The sequence below is a fragment of the Aminobacter sp. MDW-2 genome (assembly GCF_014250155.1).
GTDB classification, from domain to species: Bacteria; Pseudomonadota; Alphaproteobacteria; order Rhizobiales; family Rhizobiaceae; genus Aminobacter; species Aminobacter ciceronei.
This window is the reverse complement of the sequence record NZ_CP060197.1, coordinates 708622-730796: the sequence shown is the minus strand read 5'-3', so window position 1 is coordinate 730796 and position 22175 is coordinate 708622. Positions and strand designations below refer to the sequence as shown.

The window sequence follows — 22175 nt, the reverse complement described above, 5'->3', positions numbered from 1 at the left end:
CGCCGTGCTCCAATTTGCTATCCTGTTGGCGACTTTTGCTTCCACGCTGATCCTCAGCGCGCTGGCTCTTGGCTACATCACATCTCGGCGTGAGGTTCAGATGCGGCTTGGCCAAGCAGCATCTGGCGACTCCACATCAGGACCAATTCCGGAGGATCTTCGAGGTCTGCCTGTCGCCGAAGCGGAGCTGGTCCGCAATTATTACACAGTCGTGCGGGCGGACAAGAATCCGAACTCCCTGCAGAATCGCTTGATCCGCGCTGGCTACTTTTCCGCCAGCGCACCGCGTATTTTTCAGCTGATCCGTATCCTGGTGGCAGGTATCACCTTTGCGGGTACGTTTGTATTGCTGGGCTGGGCCAAGCCGGAGATGGCGCGGGGCTATCAGCTGCTTGCCGTGTTCGTGGCAACCGCGTTCGCCTTTTTCCTGTGCAATGTGATGTTGGAACGCCGGGGCGACAAACGCGAGATAGAATACCGGAAGCTGTTTCCCGATTTCATGGATACGCTCATTGTCTGCGTTGATTCAGGAATGAGCATCGAGGCAGCCATCGATCGAGTTACAAAGGAATTCCTGAAGTCCAGAAGCAGAGACTTCGGCCTTCATTTGGCGATCATGATGCTGGAGGTACGTGGCGGCCGCCGGCTGCGCGACGCGCTTTCGCTTTTTGCCAAGCGCTTGCGCATTGAAGAAGCGCACGCGTTAGCCGTTCTTTTTCGCCAATCGGAAGAGCTTGGTGCGAGTGTTACGAAGACATTGCGTGTCTTCAGCCAAGAGATGCGAGAGAAGCGCATGATCAGGGCTGAGGAAAAAGCAAACGCCTTGCCGTTCAAGATGCTCCTTCCGCTTGCTGGCTTTCTCTTTCCCATCAGCGTGCTAATCGTGCTTGTGCCAATTCTAATGCGAGTTGTTACGCTACTGAAAAGTCTTTCTTAAATTGTTGATCGTGGACCTTGATGTAGGTCCGATCGCCGTCGTTTCTTGACAGAGCTTTGGCTTGGATCGGCGACGTACAAGGCCGCGATGAGGCGAGAGCCTCAGTGGCTTCTCGACCCATCGGTAGGATAAGACTGCGGCGGCGACCGAGACGGCCGCGGTTATAGCGAGCAGCGGTCAAGCTGGGAGAGCCTCCCGCAAAGGCGAAGTATTGGATAATGCCAAAGATAGATGTCGCACGAGATTAGACCCAACTTGGCCCCCGGACCCCTTCGGAATCTGGAATTCAACCGATACTTGGCTGATGGACAGCCTTGATCCAACGTTGGGCGCGGAGTACCGGCTGCATCATACGCAAAACGGCACTACGGATCGCAATATCTATCGAAATGGAGTCGGCACGACCGACAGTGGAGTGGTGCAGAAGCCGTCAGGTGCCAGTGCAGTTCTCCTGTACATCTTGGCTGAGGACAACTCGCTGGCCGAATGTGCCAAGGGCTCGATTAATTTCGTCTATCTGCGCAACGGCGCGCTATCGGCCAACTGGATCGCCGCCGAGGACAAAAGCTGGCGGACTCCCGCGACCTTCTATACCATTGCCGATGGGTAGCGAGGGCAGGGGGATGACGTACAATCCAGCGCTCGACGGGCTGCGAGCATTGGCGGTGCTGGCCGTGCTGTTCTTCCATTGTAGGTTTCCTCCGGGCTTCGGTGGGTTCATCGGCGTCGATGTCTTCTTTGTCCTCAGTGGCTATCTGATCACCTCGCTTCTGCGGGCCGAGATTGCCGCGACGGGCCGGATCGATCTGCGCCGGTTCTATCTGCGGCGCGCACTGCGCTTATGGCCGGCGCTTCTGCTGATGCTGGCTGCGTATGCTTTGGTGGCTCCTGCTCTGTTTCCGGAAGACTCCATGCCGCGCGACGTGGCCCTAGCCGGCCTTTACCTGACGGACTATTCATTCGCGTTTTGGGACTGGCCGGATAAGCTCAACCACACATGGTCGCTCGCCGTCGAGCAGCACTACTATCTGATCTGGCCCCTGGTGGTGATCGCGACGTGCCGGCTGTCGCCGCGTTCCGTCGTCTGGATTCTTGCGGCGTTGTTCGTGGCGGCGTCGGCATGGCGCATCTGCGAGGCGCTGGCCTGGGGGAATTGGCAGGAGGTGTATTATCGGTTTGACACGCGCCTGAGCGGCCTGATCATGGGCTCGCTGGTTGCTGTCCTGCCATGGCGTCCCAGCCCGCAAGCCGCGCTGGTCCTGAGCCGCTTCTCGATGATCGTACTTGGACTGGCCTTCCTGTTGCTGCATTGGAAACTGCTCGATGCCTTGACCTGGCCAGCCGTTCTGATCGACCTGGCGGCGGCGGCTTTGGTGATGTCGTTGGCGAGCGGCCACCAAACGCCGATCAGCGCGGCGCTATCGGTTAGGTTGCTAGTCTACCTTGGGTCGATCTCGTACGGTATCTACCTCTGGCACTACCCAATCGTCCGAGCGGTGCGCGATAACGCGGACCCGTTTTCTGGAACCTTCGTGGTGATCGTTCTATCGATCGGTGCCGCAGCGCTCTCCTATCGCTTCGTCGAAAAGCCGCTGCTAGCGCGCCGCAGTCGGCCAGCCGTGCAAGTCGCCTAACATGGATGCTTCGGTCTGGCACATTGGCTCACCTGAGCTTGGCCTCCCATTGATCGGCCTTCGTTAGATGGGTGAGAATGCGCTTGATCTGGACTGCGCGAACATCGTCAGCAACAGGGCGGACATGCGCAGCAAGTCGGAAAGCAAGGTCGGCGATCTCTCGATTCGCCAACTTCGCCTTGCCGCAATCACGGATGTTGACTGCGACGATGGCTGCTGCCGAGTGGGCCGCATTTTCAGAGGCTTCGATGATCATCGAGGCGCACTCTCCTAGTTCGCTCTCGGCCTGGCACATTCGAATGGCAGTATGGCCGCAACAAGCAGGATGCGCTGTTTCATGCAGGATCGCACTAGCCATTCTATGGGAGCGCGCCGGATGACGGTCGCTAGTTCAGCGAATTTCTTGAGGGGTACCAGTTCAGGCTACGCCCAAGGGATTGCCGAAGAGCAGGGTTGCCGCGCTTGACAAGCTGCAAGGCTTCCGTGACGAACTCCGCGCTGTCCCTTCGGCACAACTGATCGACTATTGCGTCCACGGGCACGCGGCAGCGGAGATCGCGCACGCAATCATCATCTAAATATGTGCGCGCTACATTTCGGTTTCATGTGAACCGTACACGAATCGTGCGTTGACTTTCGTCACGAACCCTTTACCGGGTTTCCATGCGCAGAATTGCGACCTGACCCGCCCACGAGGCGGGTTTTGCATTTCAGCATGTCGACACGAACTCCCTGCGACGAAGTGCAACGAACGCAGACGCCAGCTTGAAGAGCAGCGGCGGAAGGCGGCGTAGAGGTATTTGTGACAAAATGCTCGCAGGCAGGAGTTCGAGGGCGGCGGTATTGGCCACCCGCACTCTCGCGAGGCCGGGCAGCCGGTCATCGGGCAGGGTGACGATCATGGGTATCCACCTCAGGGTTCAGCGAAATGGAGCCAATATCCCGGAGTGGGGCTGGGCTCGGTACGCGGGCGACCGGGAGTTCTGCGAGCTATCACTGCCACAGCGACAACACCCATCGGCCGCGCGTGAAATCAAGGTTCCTATTTTCAAACGTAAGGAAAAGGACTTGGTGCCTTGTCCCATTTGTCATCCAACGGAACCTTGGTTCCGCATCGGCAGAATGGCTTGGTTTCCCGAAGAGCGCGTAGTGAGATTTATCGGGCACGATTGCGCCAAACGCCACTACCAAGGGGAGTTTGACGTTGCGGAGAAGCGCTACCGAAAGGAAGCCAGAATCCGTTACTTGCAGCGTCGATGGAGTGAGATAGCTCCGAATGCAGGGCGCTTGATGAACGCTGCTGCAGCTCTTTCAGAGATCGCGAAAGCGCTTGAAGACGTTCGCGCGGAAATCGATCAGAAGGCGCGAGGACTGTCGAAGTTTTTCGGTGCAGAGCTGTCGCGGAATAGCGGTCGCATTGAGATCAAAATCGATACTGGCGTCAAGGACAATCAAGGTAATGCGGTCATTGGTACCGATGTTCTTGGCACAGCTGTTGGAACAGAATTTTGGGGCAGGCCGTTTGTACCTTATCAGCAGCTTCTGACGCTGATGCGAGACATAGAGGATCTGAGTCGTCCGCTGCCCACATGGCGCGGCGAAGAACTTGCCTCACAGCATGAGACAGAAATTCTGGATCGAGGAGCATCTGCGGATGCATTGCCGGATCGACTAGACGATCTGACTCTATTGCTGTTCTGGTCCCAGATGTTTTTCGAGCCCGACAATCTCGCGCTGCTCGAGCGATGGGGCAAGAATGCCGGTTCACCTTTTCAGTCGCTGGTTTGCAGATTTGACGACGGCCGACTTGTGATCGCGTCCAACAGTTTTTTTGCCTATCACTATGCGAACCCCGAAGTGCCACCCCATGCTCTGGTTCGACCGCCTCGTCTATCCAGCGAGATCCTCAACCTGCGTCGCCCAATGGCGAGAAACCGCTAAGGCTAGCTCCGAGACAGAAGGCGGGACATGGAACAACTCAAACCTGGTATTCGCAAGCATCGATCTTAACAAGCAGCTGGTGGCGGCACGGATGTGCGCGGTGCCCAGGGGCGCGCCGTCTGCCCATGAAATCAAAGCGGCCCAAACGGCTCGAAGGAAGGCAGGCGAGAAATCACGCCTTCGCACTCTCAAACTGAAACGGGAGAATGGCGGCAAGGACGGCACACGGCTGACAAAGGTCAAGGTCAAGATTTCGGCCGACTGTCACGAGCGCCAAGAGCTACGTTCTCGGCCTGGCACATTCGAATGGCGCTATGGCCGCAACAAGCAGGATGCTCTTTTCCATGCCGGCTGGGAGCAAGCAGGAATGGCGGTCGCCAGTTCGGCCGATTTCTTGAGGGGCACTCGGTCAGGTTACGCCCAGGGCATTGCCGAAGGCAGGGTTGCCGCGCTCGACAAGCTGCAAGGCGTGACGAGCTCGGCGCGATTTCGCCGGCCCAACTGATCGACTATTGCGTCGAGGGGCACACCGTGACGGAGATTGCTCATACAAATGGCATGAAGGAGCGAGATATGGCTACAGCGCGGATCGTGCGGTGACTTTCGTCGCGCTCCCCGCGAGGCGGTTTTTCGTCAGCGACCCTGACCTTGGGAACGAATTCGGGAGTAGCGCCCCGATTGGGATAGCCGCCCGGTTGAATTCCGGCAATCAATCAAGCCGAGACAGCAGGCGGGCATGAGCCGCTTTGGCCATCGAGAGGACTGGTGTGACGAAATTCATGCGACGCGCTTTATGGCTGCGGCCAGCCGGCGCAGTTACGAACTGGATGGCGCGCCCGGCGCGAAGCCGACACATCGTGCGGTTATGCTGGAGCCTCTGCGTGCCGAGAACAAGGCAGCTTAGGCTGCGTCATCTCCGTGCCGCCTCATGCCTTGCTAGGTCTCTGTTGCCGGCCGCGATTGCCTCTTGTCTCGTCGAGAAGGGGCCGGTCTCCTCCAAAGTGTTACCCCGAAAGTGCACCCTGTAGTAATACCCGTCGGTCTTCTTGTTGACCTCAACACTGTTCATAGCCGGCGAACCAAAGCTCATATAGCGCACTCCCGCATTGAGGCGCGTATCCTCCCACCGCTGCCGCCGCCTGTCGAGCGGGCTCACCAACCCGGCCGAACAAGCGGACCGTGCCCCTAGGCCTTGCTGTCAGTTGCCCGCAGATGGTCGTGTAGAACGTTGATCTCTTCCCAGCTGTATTGAGCGCCTGAGCGCGTGACGATCTTGGCCGAAGAATGTCGCCTGCTTAGCGGAACATTTGCTGCATGCCGCAAGGCTTGCGACAGGTGATCAAACGCCATCCCGTGCGGCAGTTGGCTGTCCTCACACTCAAAGAAAGTGGCGGGCTCGTGTAGATCGACCGACTTGATGTCTTTCATTGCGGGTAAGCGAACACCCCCATCAGAAGTGTGATTGCGCCAATAGCGATCAGCAGCAAGCCTGGCCAGTTGTGGCCACCTCCGCGCAGACGCCAAGGCTCCAGTGTGCGGCCTGCAATGGGGTCAACATGGCTATCGCTGAGTTGGCCTCGGTGGAGAACCGCAAGTGCGAGGGTCACGACACCGCAAACAACCAATAAAGCGCCAAACCACATAACCGCGGTCATAGCTCTGCTCCAGCTTTAGAGCCTGCAAATAAACGCGCAAAAGAGCCATTCGATCCTGATGGTGTGGAATTCCTAGTTGGGTGCGTGCTGGGTGCCTTCCTGAATGGGAGCAGGATCCCGCGCACCGTCCATGAACCCGGTGATGAACAAGGCAACCACCGCGAAAGCGACAGCCACCATCATGGCAAAGAAGCTTGTAGTCTTAACCGCGTAATGGAGAGGGCGACGAACACCATTGCGGCGGGGGCTGTCACAAGTCCCTGGTGGATGCCGTCACTTGCCGACGTGTCACAGACAGCCGGGCTGCGCCTGCCAATTCTGGGCTGCGCCTGGCTGATTGTGCAAATCTTGCACAAGGTAATGGGAAAGGAGCAAACTCATTTTCATTGCAGGCAATCACTCCCCGCCGCCGCAAGGCCGCGGGGCTTTTTTTGTGCGCGAGCGCGGGAGGTGAATCTCGACACACGTTATGTTTTGTTGAATAGAACGCTCATGGAAACATCCGCTTCTTCCTCTAGCCGCCATCGCTCTTCCGCATTTGCTGGAGGTGCAATCATAGGCGCACTTGGTGGGCTGATCGGCCTCGGGGGAGCGGAGTTTCGCCTGCCACTTCTAATAGGGCTTTTCAGATTTGCTGCTCTTGAAGCAGTCATCCTCAACAAGGCGATGAGCCTTGTGGTCGTGGCCACGGCCCTGCCATTTCGTGCTGGCACCGTGCCATTCGCCAGTATCGCGGCAAACTGGCCGATTGTGGTGAACCTGCTGGCGGGAAGCCTGCTAGGTGCATGGTTCGGGGCGGGGTGGGCTACGCGCCTAAAGTCAGAAACTCTCTACAAGGTTATTGCAGCACTGCTGGTCGCCATGGCGATTGTATTGGTCTTCGGTCATGATGCGAACGTCCGCCATCCTCTATTGACCGGGATGGCTCAAATCATTGCAGGTGTAGCAGTCGGGTTTCTCATAGGAGTTGTTGCATCGCTGCTTGGCGTCGCCGGCGGCGAACTCCTTATCCCAACCCTTGTCTTGCTGTTTGGCGCTGACATCAAACTCGCTGGAAGCCTCTCACTCGCGGTCAGCCTACCAACGATGCTGGTAGGCTTCACGCGCTATAGTCGAGATCAGAGCTTCTCGGTGCTGGGTCGTAACAAGGCTTTCCTACTCATTATGGCGGGCGGTTCTATCGTCGGGACCTTTATCGGCGGCTTGCTTCTTGATGTTGTTCCAAACGGGGTACTGCTACCCGCGCTCGCCATTATCCTTCTGATATCGGCGGTGAAAGTCTGGCGGCATTCTTGACGAATTTCGATAGTGCCCCGGCTTCGGCTGGCGGGGCCTATTGTCGTTTTAGCGTGCAGGATGATCCAGAAACAAGAAGCCCCACCTGGCTTGCGTTCGCCTTGGTGGGGCTCGCCTCTTGATGGGTTCCCCGGATGTTAACTCTGCGAAGCCACCCTGGCTGAAGCGGTCATGTATCCAGTACCGCTGACTTACCACCCAATCGCCCCGTTGCCATTAGGCAGCGGGGCTCTTTGTTGTTTGAGCGGTCGCCGGTCGCCGGTTACGGGTCACGGGTCACGGAAGCGGCGTACCTTCACCCATATCTAACCGTGCTCTGAAATCTCCGTTGACGCGGCTTAATCACGACAAATGGGGCAGATACCGACGGAGTGGAGCTAGGCCCAAGCACACAGGTATTGCCCAATGGATGACGAACGGAAAACGACCTCCGACCGATGGGCGCCATTGAAGTGCTTGGCAAATGTCGCATTGCTCTTTGCGCCCATCGCTATCGGGCTTGGCATCTTGGCGATGGTGTCTGCCGGTAATGATCGGGATGTCGATCCCATCGTCACGAGTGCCATTCAGCGAAGCAAGTGAGCCTCGCCAGAATTCTCGGGGAGGCGGAGGCGGAACGTGCTCTATGACTTCGCTCTGCCTGGTGCGCGCTTTACCTGTTTCGCCGCAGGCTTGGTCGCGGGCTTGCGGCCAAGGCCGAGCTTCTTCGCCAGTTCCGAGCGCCTTGCCGAATAGCCCGGAGCTACCATCGGGTAATCTCTCGGCAGCGACCACTTGGCACGGTATTCTTCAGGCGTCAGTCCCAAGATGCCGAGATGCCGCTTAAGGGTCTGGTACTGCTTTCCGTCCTCAAGGCTGATGATGTAATCGGGTGTGACAGTCTTCTTGATCGGCATCCGAGGCGTTAGCGTTTCTTGCTCCGGTTCGAGTGGCGTACCGAGCCTGCTGATGCTGGAGTGGATCTGAGCAATCAATCCCGGAAGTTCTGCTACCGGCACCGGATTGTTCGAAACATAGGCCGTCACAATGTCGGCGGTGAGTTCGATGAGATGATCAGTCGGCTTCGGCAATAGTTCGGTCATACAGATTTCTCCACGTTCAACACTAGCGGAACGTATTCGCTTGTGCGGCTGAGATTGCAAGAGCGCTTACGGCTTCGCTATCGCCAGATTTGGCGATTGACGTGCCTTCGCTACCGAAGGGTGGTGGTGGTTTTTAGCTTAAACTAATATTAATTGCGGACGATGCATCCTGAGCATCTGCGGGCGTGTATTGAGTACCGCGGCGCGAAAAGCGCCCAGGCAATAGGCTCCGTCATCGTAAGGTGGCGGGGCTTCTGTCGTTTAAGAATGGGCAAGCAAGTACGGCCCGCATGGACGTCGCCAGGTCGGGCCGTTTGTTGCCGTAGCATGGATTTCGGAAGGGCAGCCGACGCAACGCTCATTCGTCGATGCAAGGCGTTGCGCCGGGCACTTACCCCAGCCTAATGCTAAATCTTACTCTCAGCGGCGATACGCACAATTAGCTCATTGGATACGAGGGTAGGGCAGACTAGCTACTAGCTGGCGGGAACGCATGGCGCAGTTAGAGATTGTGCTAGCGGAGCGCGTGCCCTCAGGCCGCGCTCCAAGCAGCGGGCCTGCCGTTTTCCAGCCGGTAACGGCAGGTCTCGTGCACAAGCGTTCTTGTGGCGGAGCGCAAGGCAACGCCCCGAACCGTCAGGCGCTCTAGCAGCGAGGCCTGTCGCGAATTCGCCCTCCGGCAGGCCTTCGCTTTCAATCCATCAGCAACACCAAACCCGGATACAATCTTTTGAGATTTGGCAGCGACCGTTCCTGCCACACAATATTGCTATTGCCCCGAACCACCATCCGAACTTCGGGATGATTTCGGGCCTCGATCATCAGCTTTGCCAGAATATTCCTGCCCTGTGAGTTGAGGAATTCAAGGTCGGACAGATGTACCGTGATAGCTGGCGGCCTTGAGTTCAGGAGGTCCCGAACCAGCGACGTAATCTCCGGAGCGGCCTTGTTCTCCAGCCGCATGACTCCGCTAAAATATAGATCGCTTCCTTCAGCCCAAACACTATATTCCTCAGTCTTGATGTCCATAGGATCTGCCCTCAAAACGTCTGATAGTCTATGAAATACAAGATCCTTGTACCTGCTGCATCCTGTACAGCAGATTGGCATGAAGCAGCAGAATTGAGCTAAATACGTCCTGTTGGGCTGATCAGACCTGAGTTTGGCGTAAGAGGTGGCGGGGCCTTTTGTCGTTCTTGCACCGCATAGGCAGGCGTCGGAAAACCGCAGCGCTCATTTCGTATTTTGATGTATAGTGGCCGCGTAGCCGGATCGCCTTCGGTTACATCCTGCTCTCCGGCCTGCCTCGTGGCGGGCCTTTTTTTGTGGGTGCCCGCCAGCGTCCGCCCGACAAAATGCGGTGCGCGGCCCTAAGTCTCGATCCGCCGCTTCTCATCCAGCAGGATCTTGCATGCCTTGATGACTGCGCCTGCTTCAAGCAACATTGCTGAGACTTTATCGGGCGAAAATAGATCGACTGCACTTGCCATCGCATTAAGTTCGAACACGATGTCTCCTTGGCCTGTGTCGTTGGCTGGCGTCCCGGAGAAGGCTATCTCGTCCCTGTAGTCCCGGATGCTCGCTGCGGCGCGCTGCATCAGTCGAGTGGTTTCAGTCGGCGTCAACTTCGCAATCTCATTCGCGGCGCGTGCCAGTTCGGAGATGAAGGCGGGATCTGAGTCTGAGGCCACTCCGATGCTCACCGCAATTCCGCTTCGATGATCTCAAGCGCAGCGTCGTAGATCGATGCCAGTCCCGGTTCGTCGGCCTGGTGCTCCTTAAGCAGGCCATGTGCGTGCACGTAAATCTCCCTGACTTCCTCATCGGAAAAAATGCCTTTCGCCCCAAGCATTCCAACCAAGGAGGCAAGCAGCGACGACGACACCAATTCGCTGGCAGCTAGGGCGTCAACACGGGGATCATCGGACATTTCACGCCTTTCTGAAGTCTGACTGCCATCGGATGCACGCAATCAATGTCCTCAGCCGAGGACGGCAGCTATCATCGCGCAGAGATACAGATGGGCACAAGGCGTCATGGAGCGGAGGCAGTGGAGGCCGATGCCTACGACACCCAAATGCCCATTGTGGGCAATTTGGACCCAACCGGGAAATACGAACTGGGTTCGCATTTGGACGCTGGCAAGAGGTCGGGTTGTGCTCGGCTGGGATGGCCCTAGACAAGAATGGCTGCGCCGACAGCTATCCAAAAACAGACCGTGGCGACCACGATCAAAATTGGGCCGGCTCGAAGTCGTTCGTCGCTTTGGCTGCCGTCTCGCATGCTATACACCCGTCGCCGTATATTAGCTTAACGCACTATACTGGGACACAAGAAATGCAAATGATGGAGACGGCGCCGGTTAAGGCATGGGCGGTCGTCGATGAGACCGGCAAGATCACGCCCCCCAACATTCACGCAAGTGAGATCAAAGCGGCTGCGACAGCAAAACGATGGGGCAAGACCTATCGTGTGATCCCTGTTTTCGTCATCCCAATCGGCGATTGGTCCGGTGGTACCGATGAGGGCACCCCCGTTCAAGGATTGCCCGCCGGCGAAACCGGAGCCTGAGATCGGCATGGGCCACCATGCTCAATTTGGCAGACGGTCCGCAGGCGAACAGCCCGGCTAGCCCCTCATCATCGCCGATGCGATATCGGGCGCTCGGCCTTTCGGTCCGGCGCAAACAGGTAGACTGCCGCCGGCGGCTCGGGTCCGGCCCAGAGTCGCTGCTCACGGGCATAGACCCACAACCGCCCTGTCTTGGTCCGCTCACGGCCCGGATCGAGCACCGGCGCCGGTGTGTCGTCGGCGAACAGATGGTTGGAGGCGAATATGTTCCTCACCAGCCGCTCGTGCAGGGCTTCCACCCACCAGCAGCCGCCGCCGACCCATCCAGCCAGCGTCGAGCGCGCCAGATCGACACCGTGTCGGGCGAAGATCTGCGACTGCCGGTAGAGCGGCGTGTGATCGCAATATTTGGAGACCAGCACCTGCGCCAGAAGCGCCGGCGTTGCCAGTCCGCCGGCGATCAACCGCTCCGGCGCAGCCACTTGTGCTATCGTCTCGCAGGCACGACAGGCGTATTTCGGGCGCGTGATGCGGACCACGCGAAGCTGTGCCGGAACCCAGTCGAGCATATCGCTGATCGCATGGAGTGCGCCGCCACGGCACACACTGCCTGGACCACCATGGCGAGCCAGCCCCTTCCGCATGTCGGTGTGCCCAGCGCCAGATGCACCTTCACCCCGCCGGAACGATCATCATGATGCAGTCCCTCCGCTGTCGACGAACGCTCGTACGGCAACAGGATCACTGCCCGCAGGTGCAAAGACACGCCGCCCATCCGGCAGTTCGATTGCCATCATCCCGTCAGGGGGCCGCACAAGGTTCTGCAGCGCGAGTGCCGCTGCCGCGTCCGTTGCCAGCGTCACAGATGACAGTTCGCTTGCTTCTTCTGCGTCACGCCGAATTCCGCGCGCCAACGAAACAGGATGCCGGTCGCGATCCCGTGCCGGCGCGCGACAGCCGAGACCGTTGCACCTAGAGCTTCGCTCTCCTGGACGATGGCGAGCTTCTGCGCGTCCGTGAAGAACCGGCGGAAGCGCGTGGCGGGAGCGTCATCTGGACGCGCTGTCAAGCCGTTTTCGGACGTCGCGCCGTTAGTGATATCACTAACGGGCGGGCGGGCGGAGGGATGCGCGCGCCAGTCCTCCAAGCGGTCACGCCAACGGCGCAGCGCGTAGGGCGAAAGCTGCAGTGCCGCGGCGTATTCGTGAACGCCCATGCCGCTCCCGTTCATCGCCTCGACATGCATTGCCCAGAACGCCCGAAGCGCACGATTGCGCACATCCGTGCTCACGCCAAAACGTTGGCATTGACGCCGGCGCGGCCCTTTCTGGCGTTGTTGCGGGCACGCTTCTCGGAGCGATTGTGCCTGCGATTCCACATGTTTGCGCGCTGCTTCCTTGCCCATCAGATGGTCAAGCCAGCGCTCGAACGTACGCCGGTTGAGATGGTGATGGCGGCAATAGGTTGTGCGCGCCAACCCGCTCTGACGCCACGCTTCGACGTGAACCACCCAGAAGGACTTACGCGCCGTGTTCTCGAAATGTCTCAAATTCACCGGAGACCCTCCATGCTACGAAGGAACTCCACATGCAGCGATTTTGCACTACGCCAACGAGGTGTCAGGACCGGACGCTTACAGAACGACAGAGGACGGCGAGATAAAAGCGCATGCCCGAAACGCCTTAAGCCATTGGCATGGCTTGCGTTTTCCGGTGCATGGCGGCCGGTCGCGGGCATATTGCCCGGTTTTTGTGAGGGATTTCAGTACCTTCGCATGCACGCTGCCCGCTCCGTCGCCGGGAGCGTCGCATAAGATGGGAAGATCCGGGACATGCACAGCGCTTGAGCGGATATTGGCCAGCAGATCTAGCGCCTCTTGAAAGGGTTGCGTGTTGGACCAGGCCGGGACTGTGCTACCTCAGGTTACGCACACTGGTTCAGCGGCATGGCATGGCCGATCTAACTCGAAGCAGTCGCTTTCCCCACGCTACTGAACGAAGGCTTTGCGCCTTACGTCGACCAGTCAGTTCAACTTCACTGCTCCCGCGAAGCGGACACCATCATTTCTCGACAGCTAAATCGAGACACGCGGTTCCGCTGGATCACTCTGCAGCGTCTTGCAGCGCTCGACTTGTAGCCCCTTCGAAATAACCAAGGCGCTACGATTCACACTGCAGATGATCGATTACCGCGAGGCAATGCCCGCACAGTTGCGTGTCGCCCATAGTGGCGTCGAAATGAACTTCGAAGCCTCCAGTGCTATCAGGATACGCGACGTGAGCGTCTTGATATGCGCGCTGCAACTTCATCCCAATGTCGGAGAGTCGGCAGTGTAGCGATGTGGAGGACCAGCCATATCGAATACGTCACGTCAGGGCTCCAGAATTCGCCATCCGACATTTTTCCATGAGCCAATTCGTGACGGATGGAGGGCCCGCCCCGAAAGTTGAACAGAAGCTCGATTTCCTGAACTAGGGCGGGAGGCATGAGTCGCAGAAGTGCTTCACGGAAATCCTCCAAAATGCGGCTCAGCATTGCCTCTTCCTGTGTGCCATCCTGATTAATCCGGTTAGTTTCCACGCCTTCCAAGTTGAGGATATGCCGCAGGGAGTTCTCCAGTTGCGGCAAGATCAGGTGTGCGGCCTCAAGTTCGTCGCCTCCGATAAACCGTGCAGCACCGATCGCAAACGTGTGTTGGTGATTAGGTGGCACGAACGGACTCGCCTGCATCAAAGGCAACAGTGCCTCGACAGAAACGGAGTGTTCTTCCCAAAGGACGCGCCGGATGGGATCGATCCTGCCGGACACAACAAGGCTGCGCCGAATTCGATCGTGCTGATTGACGAGGAACCGGACTTGATTCTCATTTGGCGGTCCAGCGGGGGCCAAGCCGGGGGCAATGAAACGGGTTCGGCCTTGGCTGTCGCTGACCGTCGTCGAGAAGATCGCTGATATGCTTCCGTAAGCCGCGCTCAGAACTTCGTCGCGCAATTTATCCGGGTCGGGTGACTTCTCACACATGAATAGGGCCCGAACTGTTTCGGCTAGCGTTTTGTTCCGCACCGCTGCTTCGGTTGCCTCAACCAGTTCGGTGATGTTCGTCTCGTGCGAAAAGCTCGACATTTCGTCTGTGATGCGCGGCTGGATTGAATTTAGACGGTCTTGCAATGCCTGCCGTCGACCGGCTGTTCCCGGAAGCGGCCTCAGCGCCTGTATCGCGTCATTCAGGAAGTGAGTCTGAACGAAGGCTGAATCCGGTCGCGCATCGGCATCCGCAACATACGTCTCAGCGGCCTCGATCAAACACCGGTTGCTGCTGTTGGAATCCTTAGCCCGGTGGTAGGCGCGTGCGGCGAGGTCCCACAGCGCTCTTCTGCCCGGATGGTCGCGCGCGAGCTTGTCACTTGCGACGAGGATTTCGGCCGCTTGTCCGAGTTGAGCATAATCCCAAACCTCAGTACCCAGATTGATTGGCCCGATATGGATAAATCCCCAACCGTCATCATTGTCCAAAGCGAATTGGGACACTTCCGCAATGATTTGGCGCAACGGATCAAATTCTTCGCGTTTCCAGCCCATAGCGCGCGCGATGGCAGCGGCCCGCGTTAGGTATTCGGCGGCTGGCACACTGGCAGGATTTGTTTGCTCGAAATCGAAATGAGCTTCGGCGTTCAGCACTGCTCTGACACACTCGACATAGCTCGCCATCGCTCGCAGTCCCGACGCTGTGTCCTTCTTGTTCAAAAGCCAACAGACATCAGCGATTCTGGCACGGAATGCTGGATGGCCGACCTCGGGGGCAAACTGTGAAAGTATTCCAACTTGATCGGCTAGGAGATCGGTGGGGATGGCAGACCTGCGGCCGTCCATGACCGCCAAAGGACCGAACGGCTCGATCCGATCATCAGGCTTGAAGTGGTATCCAGAAACCTGGCTTAAGACCCCTAGTGCTCGTTCGCTTTCGTCGTCTCCGCCTGCCGTTCTTATGTCTACGACTGCTGTACGGATACGAGCATAGACATCAAGACTGTCTGCGACTTTGGAAGCTGCGACAGCCGCTTTGACGGCCTCTAGCTGGAATGAACTCAAGGGAACAACATAATTGACGCCGGGAATTTGAGTATTCGAAGAACTTTCCTGTTCGGACACAACTCCCCCCTTTGCCTGAAATTTCGAACATATCACGCGGTGCAGACCTGCACTGCATTTTCATCCAGTGGCGATTGGAGCCTCGACACGGGACGGTCAACTGCATCAACGGTTGGCTCTGGGATACTGGCAAGGAGACGTCTGAAATGGGTTCTCCGCGGGACGGCAGTTTATTGGTATCGGACTAACAAACTTTCGACCCCGCGCCAGGACAAGGCGCTCTGGCCCTTTCTTCAATGGAGGTCAGCTGGCATGGAGCGGTGGTCAGCAGGTTGGCGCCCAAAGAGGCCTGAAACCTAGGCAGATACGGGCGATCGGGTTCTTCCTCGATCACGAAGAACGTATGTGGGATCGTGCCCCTTTTTGACCTCGCAATAGATAGCAAGTTGCGAGGCTGCGACCTGGCGAAGATCAAAACCGGTGCGCCTGTGATGGGTCCGAAAATATGGGCCCGCTCTCAAGTGGTTCAGCAGAGAACCGGCTGGCTGGTCCAGTTCGAGATCACGTCCGACGCGTCCACAGGCCCAACCAGCTTGAATATCCTGCAGGGGTCTCGATTGCCGAGGGCGCGGGCGTCCAGGGATTCACACGGCCGGGGCTGCGTGTTAAGCTTCGCGCCAGAGGCGAAACGCTGCGTGTAGGATTAGATGGCCAGAAGTGATCTCCTTGTTTCGTTGGTGAAGGCAGGAGCGTCTGGCGACCGTTCGACTTTGACCACGACCGTCGAGGCGCTGGTCGCCGAAGAACGCGCCAAAAGCCATCATGTCTTGGCCGACAAGCTTCACCGCGCGCTCGCCTCGGTACCCGTTACCACGTCGAGCGAGCTGCGTCGCACCGGTGCGCCCGGCCGAGATTTCGTCGTCGAATCGGAGCCGCGGGTCGGGCTCGACAGCCTGATCTTGACGCTCCCCGCAGAGCGGCTGACCCGGCAACTGGTCGAGGAGCATCATCGTGCCGACCTGCTGCGCGCCCAGGGCATGCAACCGCGACACCGCGTCCTGCTCTCGGGGCCGCCGGGGAACGGCAAGACCTCGCTGGCCGAAGCAGTCGCTGAAGCGATCGCAGTGCCCTTGCTCACCGTGCGCTATGACGCCCTCGTAGGCGCTTATCTCGGCGAGACCAATGCGCGGCTCGCACGACTGTTCGAATATGTCCGCACGACCCCCTGCGTCCTGTTCTTCGACGAGTTCGATGCCGTCGGCAAAGAGCGCGGCGACATCCATGAGACCGGCGAGATCAAACGCGTCGTTTCCTTCCTGCTCATGCAGCTAGATCAGCTACCAAGCTATGTTGTGGTGGTTGCCGCGACGAATCATGCCGAACTCCTCGACCGGGCGGTCTGGCGGCGGTTCCAGCTGCGCATCGACATGCCCCTGCCATCGCGCGACGCCGCAGCCGTTCTGGTCGATCGCTTTCTCGATGCCTGGCCCGAGCCGACGGGACTGTCGGCGACCCAGATCGCCACTCAAATGGGCGCTTCGAGTTTTGCCGACATCTTCGAGTTCTGCCAGAATATCCGGCGGCGGCACATATTGTCCCAGGGGAGCGAGACGCTGAAAGGCATTCTCGCGGAGGAACTTCGCCTCTGGAAAACGCGGATAAAGCCGGAGAGCGATGGCCATTCCCCCGAAACAGCCCCTGCTGCGCCTCGGCGCACCCGTAGCGATCCCAAGAAAGACAGGGGGGGGAGTTCCCCGGGCGCGTAAGCTCGCTCCCGGGGAACAGGCCGGGACGCCCGCCGGCCAAAAGCTCGCCGGCCTCGCTGCGCAGCTCGACGTCAATACTCCGATGCTACAGCTGCGCGCAGATCCCGATGCCCTCGCGCCGGAACGCCTGCTCGTTTTCGAACTGACCGGCGGGGTCATGCAGTTCACCGAGGCGGTGCGACTCGTGCCCGGCCTCGAATTTTTGGGCGCCGAGGATCTCGACGAAGACGAGCTCGACAGCGATCCCGTCGTCTATCTGATGGTGCCGAGCGAGGCGGCGCTGCGCAACATCGTCACCTTGTGGCGCGGCTGGCAGCAGAACGGCACCGTGCCGTACCGGTTCAGCGCGTGGAAGACGATGCTCTCCCAACTGCGCAACATCCGCCCCTGGGGTCCGCAGGACCGCGTGACCACCGCCGACCATGACATCCTGGTCGAGGAATATGCTCGCGATACGGCGCTCTACCGGGTCGAGGTCGAGCTCGTGTTTCGGCGCAATGGCGAGGTGACCGAGGCTGAGGCGCGCGCCGCGATCCTTGCGGTTGACGGCGCAGTCGTGTCGCGGTCGCGGATCACCGGCGCCGGCTACCATGCGCTGCTCGCCGATTTGCCGGGTCCGGCGCTCGCCGACGTGATCGCACGCAATCCCGCCGGTCTCGCTGGTGTCGAGGCGGTGCTTCAGATCCGGCCCCAGAGCATCTTCCAGTTGGTGCCGTCAGAAGAGGTTGATGGTCTGCCGGCTGGCGGCGCACCGGCGCTCCACGGCGATCCAATTGCGGCAATCTTCGATGCCGTTCCTTTGTCCCAGCATCCGCGCCTCGCCGGAACGCTCAGCATCGACGATCCCTTCGACTTGGAAGGGCAGGCGGTCGGGATGCGCACCCACGGCACCGCAATGGCCAGCGCCGTCGTCCACGGCGACATCAACGCCGCATGGGGACGTCCCCTTGAACGCCGCGTCCACTTCGTCAACATGCTCTACGCGACCGCCGACGCAGCATCGCCCGAGCGGTTCCCCGACCTGCTACCCGCCGATATGTTCGAGCGCGCGGTGCTCGCGATGCGCACCGGCGACGTGCCTACCGCGCGGCACGTGCTCATCGTCAATGCTTCGCTCGGCGACGCCAACAAGCCGTTCGCCGGCCGCCTCTCGGGCTGGGCGCGCGTCGTCGATCACCTCTCTGCGACTTACGGCATTTTGTTCATCATCAGCGCCGGCAATCATCATGCGCCGCTAGAGACGCTCGACATGACCGCCGGTGCCTTCGAGGCGCTCGATCCGGCGGAGAGGGTGCGCGTGGCGCTTCGCGCAAGCGCCAAGCAACTGACGAACCGCCGTATCCTCGCGCCGGCCGAAGCGATGAACGCGATCACCGTCGGCGCCCTGCACGCCGACCAATTCACCTACCCGAACCAGCTGCCGGCCTATAATTTCGACGTCTGGGCAGACACTGGGCTCTGCTCGGTGTCGAGTGCGCTTGGGCCGGGCCACAATGGCGCGACCAAGCCCGAAATCCTGGCGCCTGGCGGTCGCCACCATGTTCGCCTGTCGCCGCAGGGTGACCATCATCATCTTGTACCGCTTACAACCAATGCTGCCACATTTGGGGGCATCGCGGTTGCCGCGCCTCCGTCGGGCACATCGCCTGGCCCTGACGTCATAGCCCGCTCGATCGGCACCAGCGTCGCCGCCGCGCTCGCCACCGGCGTGGCTGCACGTGCTCATGAAGCGCTCGAAGCAGCCTATGCTGACTTCGGCGCGCTTCCGAGCGCGCAGCGTGCTTGCCTGCTGAAGACTCTCCTGGTCCACGGCGCCCGCTGGACCAATGCTCGCGACCTGCTGATCGAGGTGCTGGGACCACCCGAAGGCAAGTATAGCTATCGGCAGAAGGATAATGTCCGCCGCTACATCGGCTATGGGGCTTATGACCCCGAGCTGATCATCAATTGCGCGGACGACCGCGCCACCTTGTGGGCGGTGGGAACACTGATCGCCGACCAAGGTCGGCGTTTCCGCATCCCCTGGCCAGCGACGATGACCGCCAAAGCGAAACCGCACGGCCTCTCGGCAACGCTCGCGTGGTTCTCGCCGCCGCGACCCGGCGCCGTCGCCTATCGCGCCGTGCGGATGAAGATCGTCGAGCCGGCGCAGCTCGGAACGGCCGGCATCAAGGCGAGCGGTGTCCAGCCCGATCCGAAGCAAGCCCACAAAGGGACGGTCGTCCATCGGCGCTGGGATGGTGACAAAGCTGCGGCGATTGCCGCCAACGGTTTTGTTGAACTTGATGTGCAGCGCGAAGCCGACGACGGTGACACACCTGCCAATTTCGCGATCGTCGTAACGCTTGAAATGCCGGGTGAGGTCGAGGTCTATAACCAGGTGCTGAACCGCGTTGCGCTCAAGCCACAGGTGCCGGTCGCGGTCTAATTGACGTAAGATTTGGCCATTTGCAACTGCAATGAAGAGCTGGATCTGATCGGGACGCTTGACGTCACTGAACGGGGCTTCGCCCTCGAAGGGAGGCTATCCCAGTCCCTCGGCTAGAAGCGGTCAGGCAGCCAACGGCGTCAAGGCTGTCCGATGACATGCGCCCTATGCAGGTCATTCCAGCAGTCGCGCCCTCGCACGTTTTGGATGCCGCCCGTGCATCCCATATGGATGTTTCTTGGGCTATCTCTTTCAAACTGCGATATGAAGCAAATGTCGGTATCGGTAGTTGCGTGTCCCCGCAACCAAATACCAAAACAGCCCAGCTTGTCTGGGCTGTTTTGGTATTTGGACGCAGGTGACGGTCGAGTTCAACCTGCATCAGGGGCCCGCTAGGAGCCAAAGCCGACAAAGCGGGACAAAAAGCCAAATCCTGTCCCCGAAACCAACAATAAAAGCCCGCCAAGGTGAAAACCACGGCGGGCTTTTTGCTGTCTCGAACCACGTGACAGCCCGAGCTTGAAGCGTGAGGCGGCCTCCAAAGCCGCAGACCCAACAATCAAAAGCCCCCAAAGGTCAAAACCACCGACGGCTCTGTCGTGGCTGGACGCTGGTGACGCGACAGCTGAAAGTGCTGCACGGTCCGCGCCGGCAAAGGTCGCCGGAGCTCGAGCTGGCAGGCCTCGACCAAACCTGCTCCGCCCGTCAGCCTCATGCTCCTGAAGGCCTAAGCCAAATAGCGCCTGTCCCAGTCGGCCATCCTATGCGCATTGCCGATCTGCATCGCCTGCGAAAAGGCCGAGCGGACACCACCGAACACCGTCGACACCAGGATCTTCGGCCGCGCGGCGAGCTCCGCACTTGCCATATCTGCATCAGTCGACCCGCGATGCAGCGCCCGGATGTCCATGATAACCACGTCGCCGGCCCTAACGTCGATGCGAACGACGTCCGCGGCCGACGCTTCCGCAAGGGCTTCGAGCCGTGTGTCATCGAGCGGTGTGGGCGTAAGATGCGAGCCTGGCAGGATCCGAAGGCTGGCGCCGTCCTGCAGATAGACCAGTGCCTTGAGGCATCCGGCCGTCTCCGCCCAGGGATCGCAATCCTTGAGGAAACCGCTGTAGCGGCCACGCAGCAGATCGGTGTGCCAGTGTTGGGAACGATTGACCGTAATGTCGCTCAAGCCAAGGGCGAAATACGGGATGTCCTGGTAATAGGCCTGCAAGAACCGGTTGATCGTCTCGTCGGCGGCGATCCTGGCGTGGACTGCCGCCAGGGCTGGAAAGCGATGAAAGCCGGCGAGATGGTAGGAGTGGGCGACGTTACGTGTCTGTCCCATGCTGCCGAGATTGTCGACGGCAGCTTGGCGAAATGCCTCGATTTCGGCTTTGTCGAAGACTTGCGGCAGAACGCAATAACCGTCTCTCAGGCTCAGGTTCGTCAGTTTCGGATCCATGCACCCCAGCTCAGCCCTGCTTCAGCGATCGGCGCTTGCGCACCCGCTTCGCCTTGAGATCGGAGCGCAGCCGCTCGATCAGGCCACGCGTGTCCGGCTCGCCCCAGATGCGCCGTTCGCTCCACAATCGGTTGTAGTTGTTTCCGCCTGATGGCACCAGATCGCTGAACTCGCCTTCCGCTGTCTTGTTGCGGATGGCCACGATTTCTCCGGACGGCATCATCTTGACGATGTTGACCCTGCCGGTTCGGTCGGTGTTCAGCCGCGGCGAGTCGCCGAAGGTGATCGAGCGCCAGTCGGACGTCTCGGCCAGGACGCGGCCGAACAAATAGGGTCCGGTCGGTTCCAGCGACGAGTGGCCATAGAAGCGGGCGTTGAAATGCGTGACGATGCGGTCGATCGCCCGCGCCAGAACCGGATTGCCGGCTTCGGCATAGATGAGCGCGTTGCTCGTCGCCCAGGACGGATGGCCTGATATGTCGCGAAAAACCACCATCTTGCAGCGGCTCCCGATCGCGATCGGGCGCAGGTGGAGATAGGACAGGTCGGAATAGAGCCCGCCATAGCTATGCAGCAGGCAGTAGCGCGCCAGGTCCGCCTTGAAAGCGTAAGGCGTCAACGCTTGATAAGCCTGCAGTACCGGTTCGGGATAGCTGGCGGCGAGAAATGCGGTCAGTTCTTCGTTGTCGTAGCGCCGGTACTCAGCGTCGGGATAGGTCGACCTGAACGACTCGACGTTGCGCGCGAAGCTGTCCGTTGTCGCTGGCGACGGCTGCGCGCCGTCGGTGATCATGATCTGGAAAAGCCGCAGCGGCGGTTTTGTCATTCCATTCGTCCCCGATTGCGACCGTGTTATCAGCCCGAGCGTGGGCGTGAGAAGGGGCTGTCTGGTCTGGCAGGGGGGACGTTGCGGCTATACAGCTCAAAATCGCGGCTAGAACAGCTCAAAATCGCCCGATGGCGCGGCGTTCGGCTGCTCGGAGGTCTGGCCGGCCAGGCGTGCTGCGAGGTCTGAAAGGGTGATCGCTGCGAGGGCCGCTTGCGGATCGAGCTGCCAGACCGGGCTCATGCCCGTGCCGATCTCGTCGAGATAGCCGGCTAAGCAGCGGAGTTTCTGCTCGATGTGATCGAAGCTCTGCAGCGCCTGCGCATAATGCGGGTCGCTGCCGGCGAGCTGGCTGCTCCGGGCGGAAACCAGCGGATGCAGCCTTTCCACTTGCGCGGCGATGTCATTCAACTCGCTGCTCACCCGTCCGAGCAGTTCGGAAACGGGCACAAGCGTCTCGTGGCAAAGTGCAGTGGCACGCGATGGCATGTCGG

Annotated in this window: 22 protein-coding genes and 1 pseudogene; 10 read left to right on the top strand and 13 right to left on the bottom strand. The window is 59.6% G+C overall.

Annotated elements, in window-relative coordinates; translation table 11 throughout:
• Positions 1 to 4: 4 nt before the first annotated feature.
• The 3 genes from H5P29_RS03565 (at position 5) to H5P29_RS03555 (ending at position 2571) form a co-directional block, all read left to right on the top strand.
• Positions 5 to 937, top strand: coding sequence for a type II secretion system F family protein (locus H5P29_RS03565; protein WP_246765196.1), 933 nt, complete (start codon positions 5 to 7; stop codon positions 935 to 937).
• A gap of 304 nt (positions 938 to 1241) precedes the next feature.
• On the top strand, positions 1242 to 1547 hold the full coding sequence (locus H5P29_RS03560) for a hypothetical protein (protein ID WP_185910241.1): 306 nt from the start codon (positions 1242 to 1244) through the stop codon (positions 1545 to 1547).
• A gap of 13 nt (positions 1548 to 1560) precedes the next feature.
• Positions 1561 to 2571, top strand: coding sequence for an acyltransferase (locus H5P29_RS03555; RefSeq protein ID WP_185910240.1), 1011 nt, complete (start codon positions 1561 to 1563; stop codon positions 2569 to 2571).
• A 28-nt stretch (positions 2572 to 2599) separates the two neighbouring features.
• Here H5P29_RS03555 and H5P29_RS03550 read toward each other — a convergent pair whose 3' ends face one another.
• On the bottom strand, positions 2600 to 2827 hold the full coding sequence (locus tag H5P29_RS03550) for a hypothetical protein (protein WP_154387193.1): 228 nt from the start codon (positions 2825 to 2827) through the stop codon (positions 2600 to 2602).
• Positions 2828 to 3281: 454 nt separating this feature from the next.
• Positions 3282 to 3473 carry a hypothetical protein gene (locus H5P29_RS03545; RefSeq protein WP_154387192.1) on the bottom strand — a complete coding sequence of 64 codons (192 nt, stop codon included), beginning with the start codon at positions 3471 to 3473 and terminating at the stop codon, positions 3282 to 3284.
• On the opposite strand from H5P29_RS03545, the gene H5P29_RS03540 reads away from it, so the two are divergent.
• The 3 genes from H5P29_RS03540 to H5P29_RS03530 all read left to right on the top strand — a co-directional run bounded on the left by H5P29_RS03540 (position 3472) and on the right by H5P29_RS03530 (position 5416).
• The gene (locus H5P29_RS03540) at positions 3472 to 4512 is read left to right on the top strand and encodes a hypothetical protein (protein ID WP_154387191.1); all 1041 of its coding nucleotides are present in this window, start codon (positions 3472 to 3474) and stop codon (positions 4510 to 4512) included. The two genes, H5P29_RS03545 and H5P29_RS03540, sit on opposite strands and share 2 nt — an antisense overlap.
• Positions 4439 to 5017 carry a hypothetical protein gene (locus H5P29_RS03535; RefSeq protein ID WP_154387190.1) on the top strand — a complete coding sequence of 193 codons (579 nt, stop codon included), beginning with the start codon at positions 4439 to 4441 and terminating at the stop codon, positions 5015 to 5017. The genes H5P29_RS03540 and H5P29_RS03535 overlap by 74 nt, the downstream gene beginning before the upstream one ends.
• A 231-nt stretch (positions 5018 to 5248) precedes the next feature.
• Positions 5249 to 5416 (top strand): hypothetical protein, encoded by a 168-nt coding sequence (locus H5P29_RS03530; RefSeq protein WP_154387189.1) that lies wholly within the window; start codon positions 5249 to 5251, stop codon positions 5414 to 5416.
• A gap of 281 nt (positions 5417 to 5697) precedes the next feature.
• On the opposite strand, the gene H5P29_RS03525 is transcribed toward H5P29_RS03530, so the two are convergent.
• Positions 5698 to 5940, bottom strand: coding sequence for a hypothetical protein (locus H5P29_RS03525; protein WP_154387188.1), 243 nt, complete (start codon positions 5938 to 5940; stop codon positions 5698 to 5700).
• A 719-nt stretch (positions 5941 to 6659) separates the two neighbouring features.
• Here H5P29_RS03525 and H5P29_RS03520 point away from each other — a divergent pair.
• Positions 6660 to 7463 carry a sulfite exporter TauE/SafE family protein gene (locus H5P29_RS03520; RefSeq protein ID WP_154387216.1) on the top strand — a complete coding sequence of 268 codons (804 nt, stop codon included), beginning with the start codon at positions 6660 to 6662 and terminating at the stop codon, positions 7461 to 7463.
• Between the two features lie 623 nt (positions 7464 to 8086).
• Here H5P29_RS03520 and H5P29_RS03515 read toward each other — a convergent pair.
• The 4 genes from H5P29_RS03515 to H5P29_RS03500 form a co-directional block, all read right to left on the bottom strand.
• On the bottom strand, positions 8087 to 8545 hold the full coding sequence (locus H5P29_RS03515; RefSeq protein ID WP_154387187.1) for a MucR family transcriptional regulator: 459 nt from the start codon (positions 8543 to 8545) through the stop codon (positions 8087 to 8089).
• A gap of 693 nt (positions 8546 to 9238) precedes the next feature.
• The gene (locus tag H5P29_RS03510) at positions 9239 to 9574 is read right to left on the bottom strand and encodes a hypothetical protein (RefSeq protein ID WP_154387186.1); all 336 of its coding nucleotides are present in this window, start codon (positions 9572 to 9574) and stop codon (positions 9239 to 9241) included.
• 341 nt (positions 9575 to 9915) lie between these two features.
• On the bottom strand, positions 9916 to 10248 hold the full coding sequence (locus H5P29_RS03505) for a hypothetical protein (RefSeq protein ID WP_154387185.1): 333 nt from the start codon (positions 10246 to 10248) through the stop codon (positions 9916 to 9918).
• Positions 10245 to 10475, bottom strand: a complete 231-nt coding sequence (locus H5P29_RS03500; protein ID WP_154387184.1) for a hypothetical protein — start codon at positions 10473 to 10475, stop codon at positions 10245 to 10247. The genes H5P29_RS03505 and H5P29_RS03500 overlap by 4 nt, the downstream gene beginning before the upstream one ends.
• Before the next feature lie 413 nt (positions 10476 to 10888).
• On the opposite strand from H5P29_RS03500, the gene H5P29_RS03495 reads away from it, so the two are divergent.
• Complete coding sequence (locus H5P29_RS03495; protein ID WP_185910239.1) at positions 10889 to 11116, top strand: hypothetical protein; 228 nt, start codon at positions 10889 to 10891, stop codon at positions 11114 to 11116.
• A 77-nt stretch (positions 11117 to 11193) separates the two neighbouring features.
• Here H5P29_RS03495 and H5P29_RS03490 read toward each other — a convergent pair.
• The 3 genes and pseudogenes from H5P29_RS03490 to H5P29_RS03480 form a co-directional block, all read right to left on the bottom strand.
• Positions 11194 to 11718 (bottom strand): annotated as a pseudogene (locus H5P29_RS03490) (transposase); the annotation flags it as partial.
• A 257-nt stretch (positions 11719 to 11975) separates the two neighbouring features.
• A complete protein-coding gene (locus H5P29_RS03485) occupies positions 11976 to 12671 on the bottom strand; it encodes a transposase (protein ID WP_246765197.1) in 696 nt (231 codons plus the stop codon).
• Positions 12672 to 13378: 707 nt separating this feature from the next.
• A complete protein-coding gene (locus tag H5P29_RS03480) occupies positions 13379 to 15265 on the bottom strand; it encodes a DUF4209 domain-containing protein (RefSeq protein ID WP_154387182.1) in 1887 nt (628 codons plus the stop codon).
• Positions 15266 to 15975: 710 nt separating this feature from the next.
• Here H5P29_RS03480 and H5P29_RS03475 point away from each other — a divergent pair.
• The gene (locus H5P29_RS03475; RefSeq protein ID WP_246670902.1) at positions 15976 to 16971 is read left to right on the top strand and encodes an AAA family ATPase; all 996 of its coding nucleotides are present in this window, start codon (positions 15976 to 15978) and stop codon (positions 16969 to 16971) included.
• Positions 16880 to 19399 carry a S8 family serine peptidase gene (locus tag H5P29_RS03470; RefSeq protein ID WP_246670901.1) on the top strand — a complete coding sequence of 840 codons (2520 nt, stop codon included), beginning with the start codon at positions 16880 to 16882 and terminating at the stop codon, positions 19397 to 19399. Before H5P29_RS03475 ends, H5P29_RS03470 begins: the two co-directional genes overlap by 92 nt.
• Positions 19400 to 20126: 727 nt before the next feature.
• On the opposite strand, the gene H5P29_RS03465 is transcribed toward H5P29_RS03470, so the two are convergent.
• The 3 genes from H5P29_RS03465 to H5P29_RS03455 all read right to left on the bottom strand — a co-directional run bounded on the left by H5P29_RS03465 (position 20127) and on the right by H5P29_RS03455 (position 22131).
• The gene (locus H5P29_RS03465) at positions 20127 to 20855 is read right to left on the bottom strand and encodes a phytanoyl-CoA dioxygenase family protein (RefSeq protein ID WP_067955478.1); all 729 of its coding nucleotides are present in this window, start codon (positions 20853 to 20855) and stop codon (positions 20127 to 20129) included.
• Between the two features lie 10 nt (positions 20856 to 20865).
• Positions 20866 to 21681, bottom strand: a complete 816-nt coding sequence (locus H5P29_RS03460; RefSeq protein ID WP_067955476.1) for a glycosyltransferase family 32 protein — start codon at positions 21679 to 21681, stop codon at positions 20866 to 20868.
• 108 nt (positions 21682 to 21789) lie between these two features.
• Complete coding sequence (locus H5P29_RS03455; protein ID WP_157096964.1) at positions 21790 to 22131, bottom strand: hypothetical protein; 342 nt, start codon at positions 22129 to 22131, stop codon at positions 21790 to 21792.
• Positions 22132 to 22175: the final 44 nt, after the last annotated feature.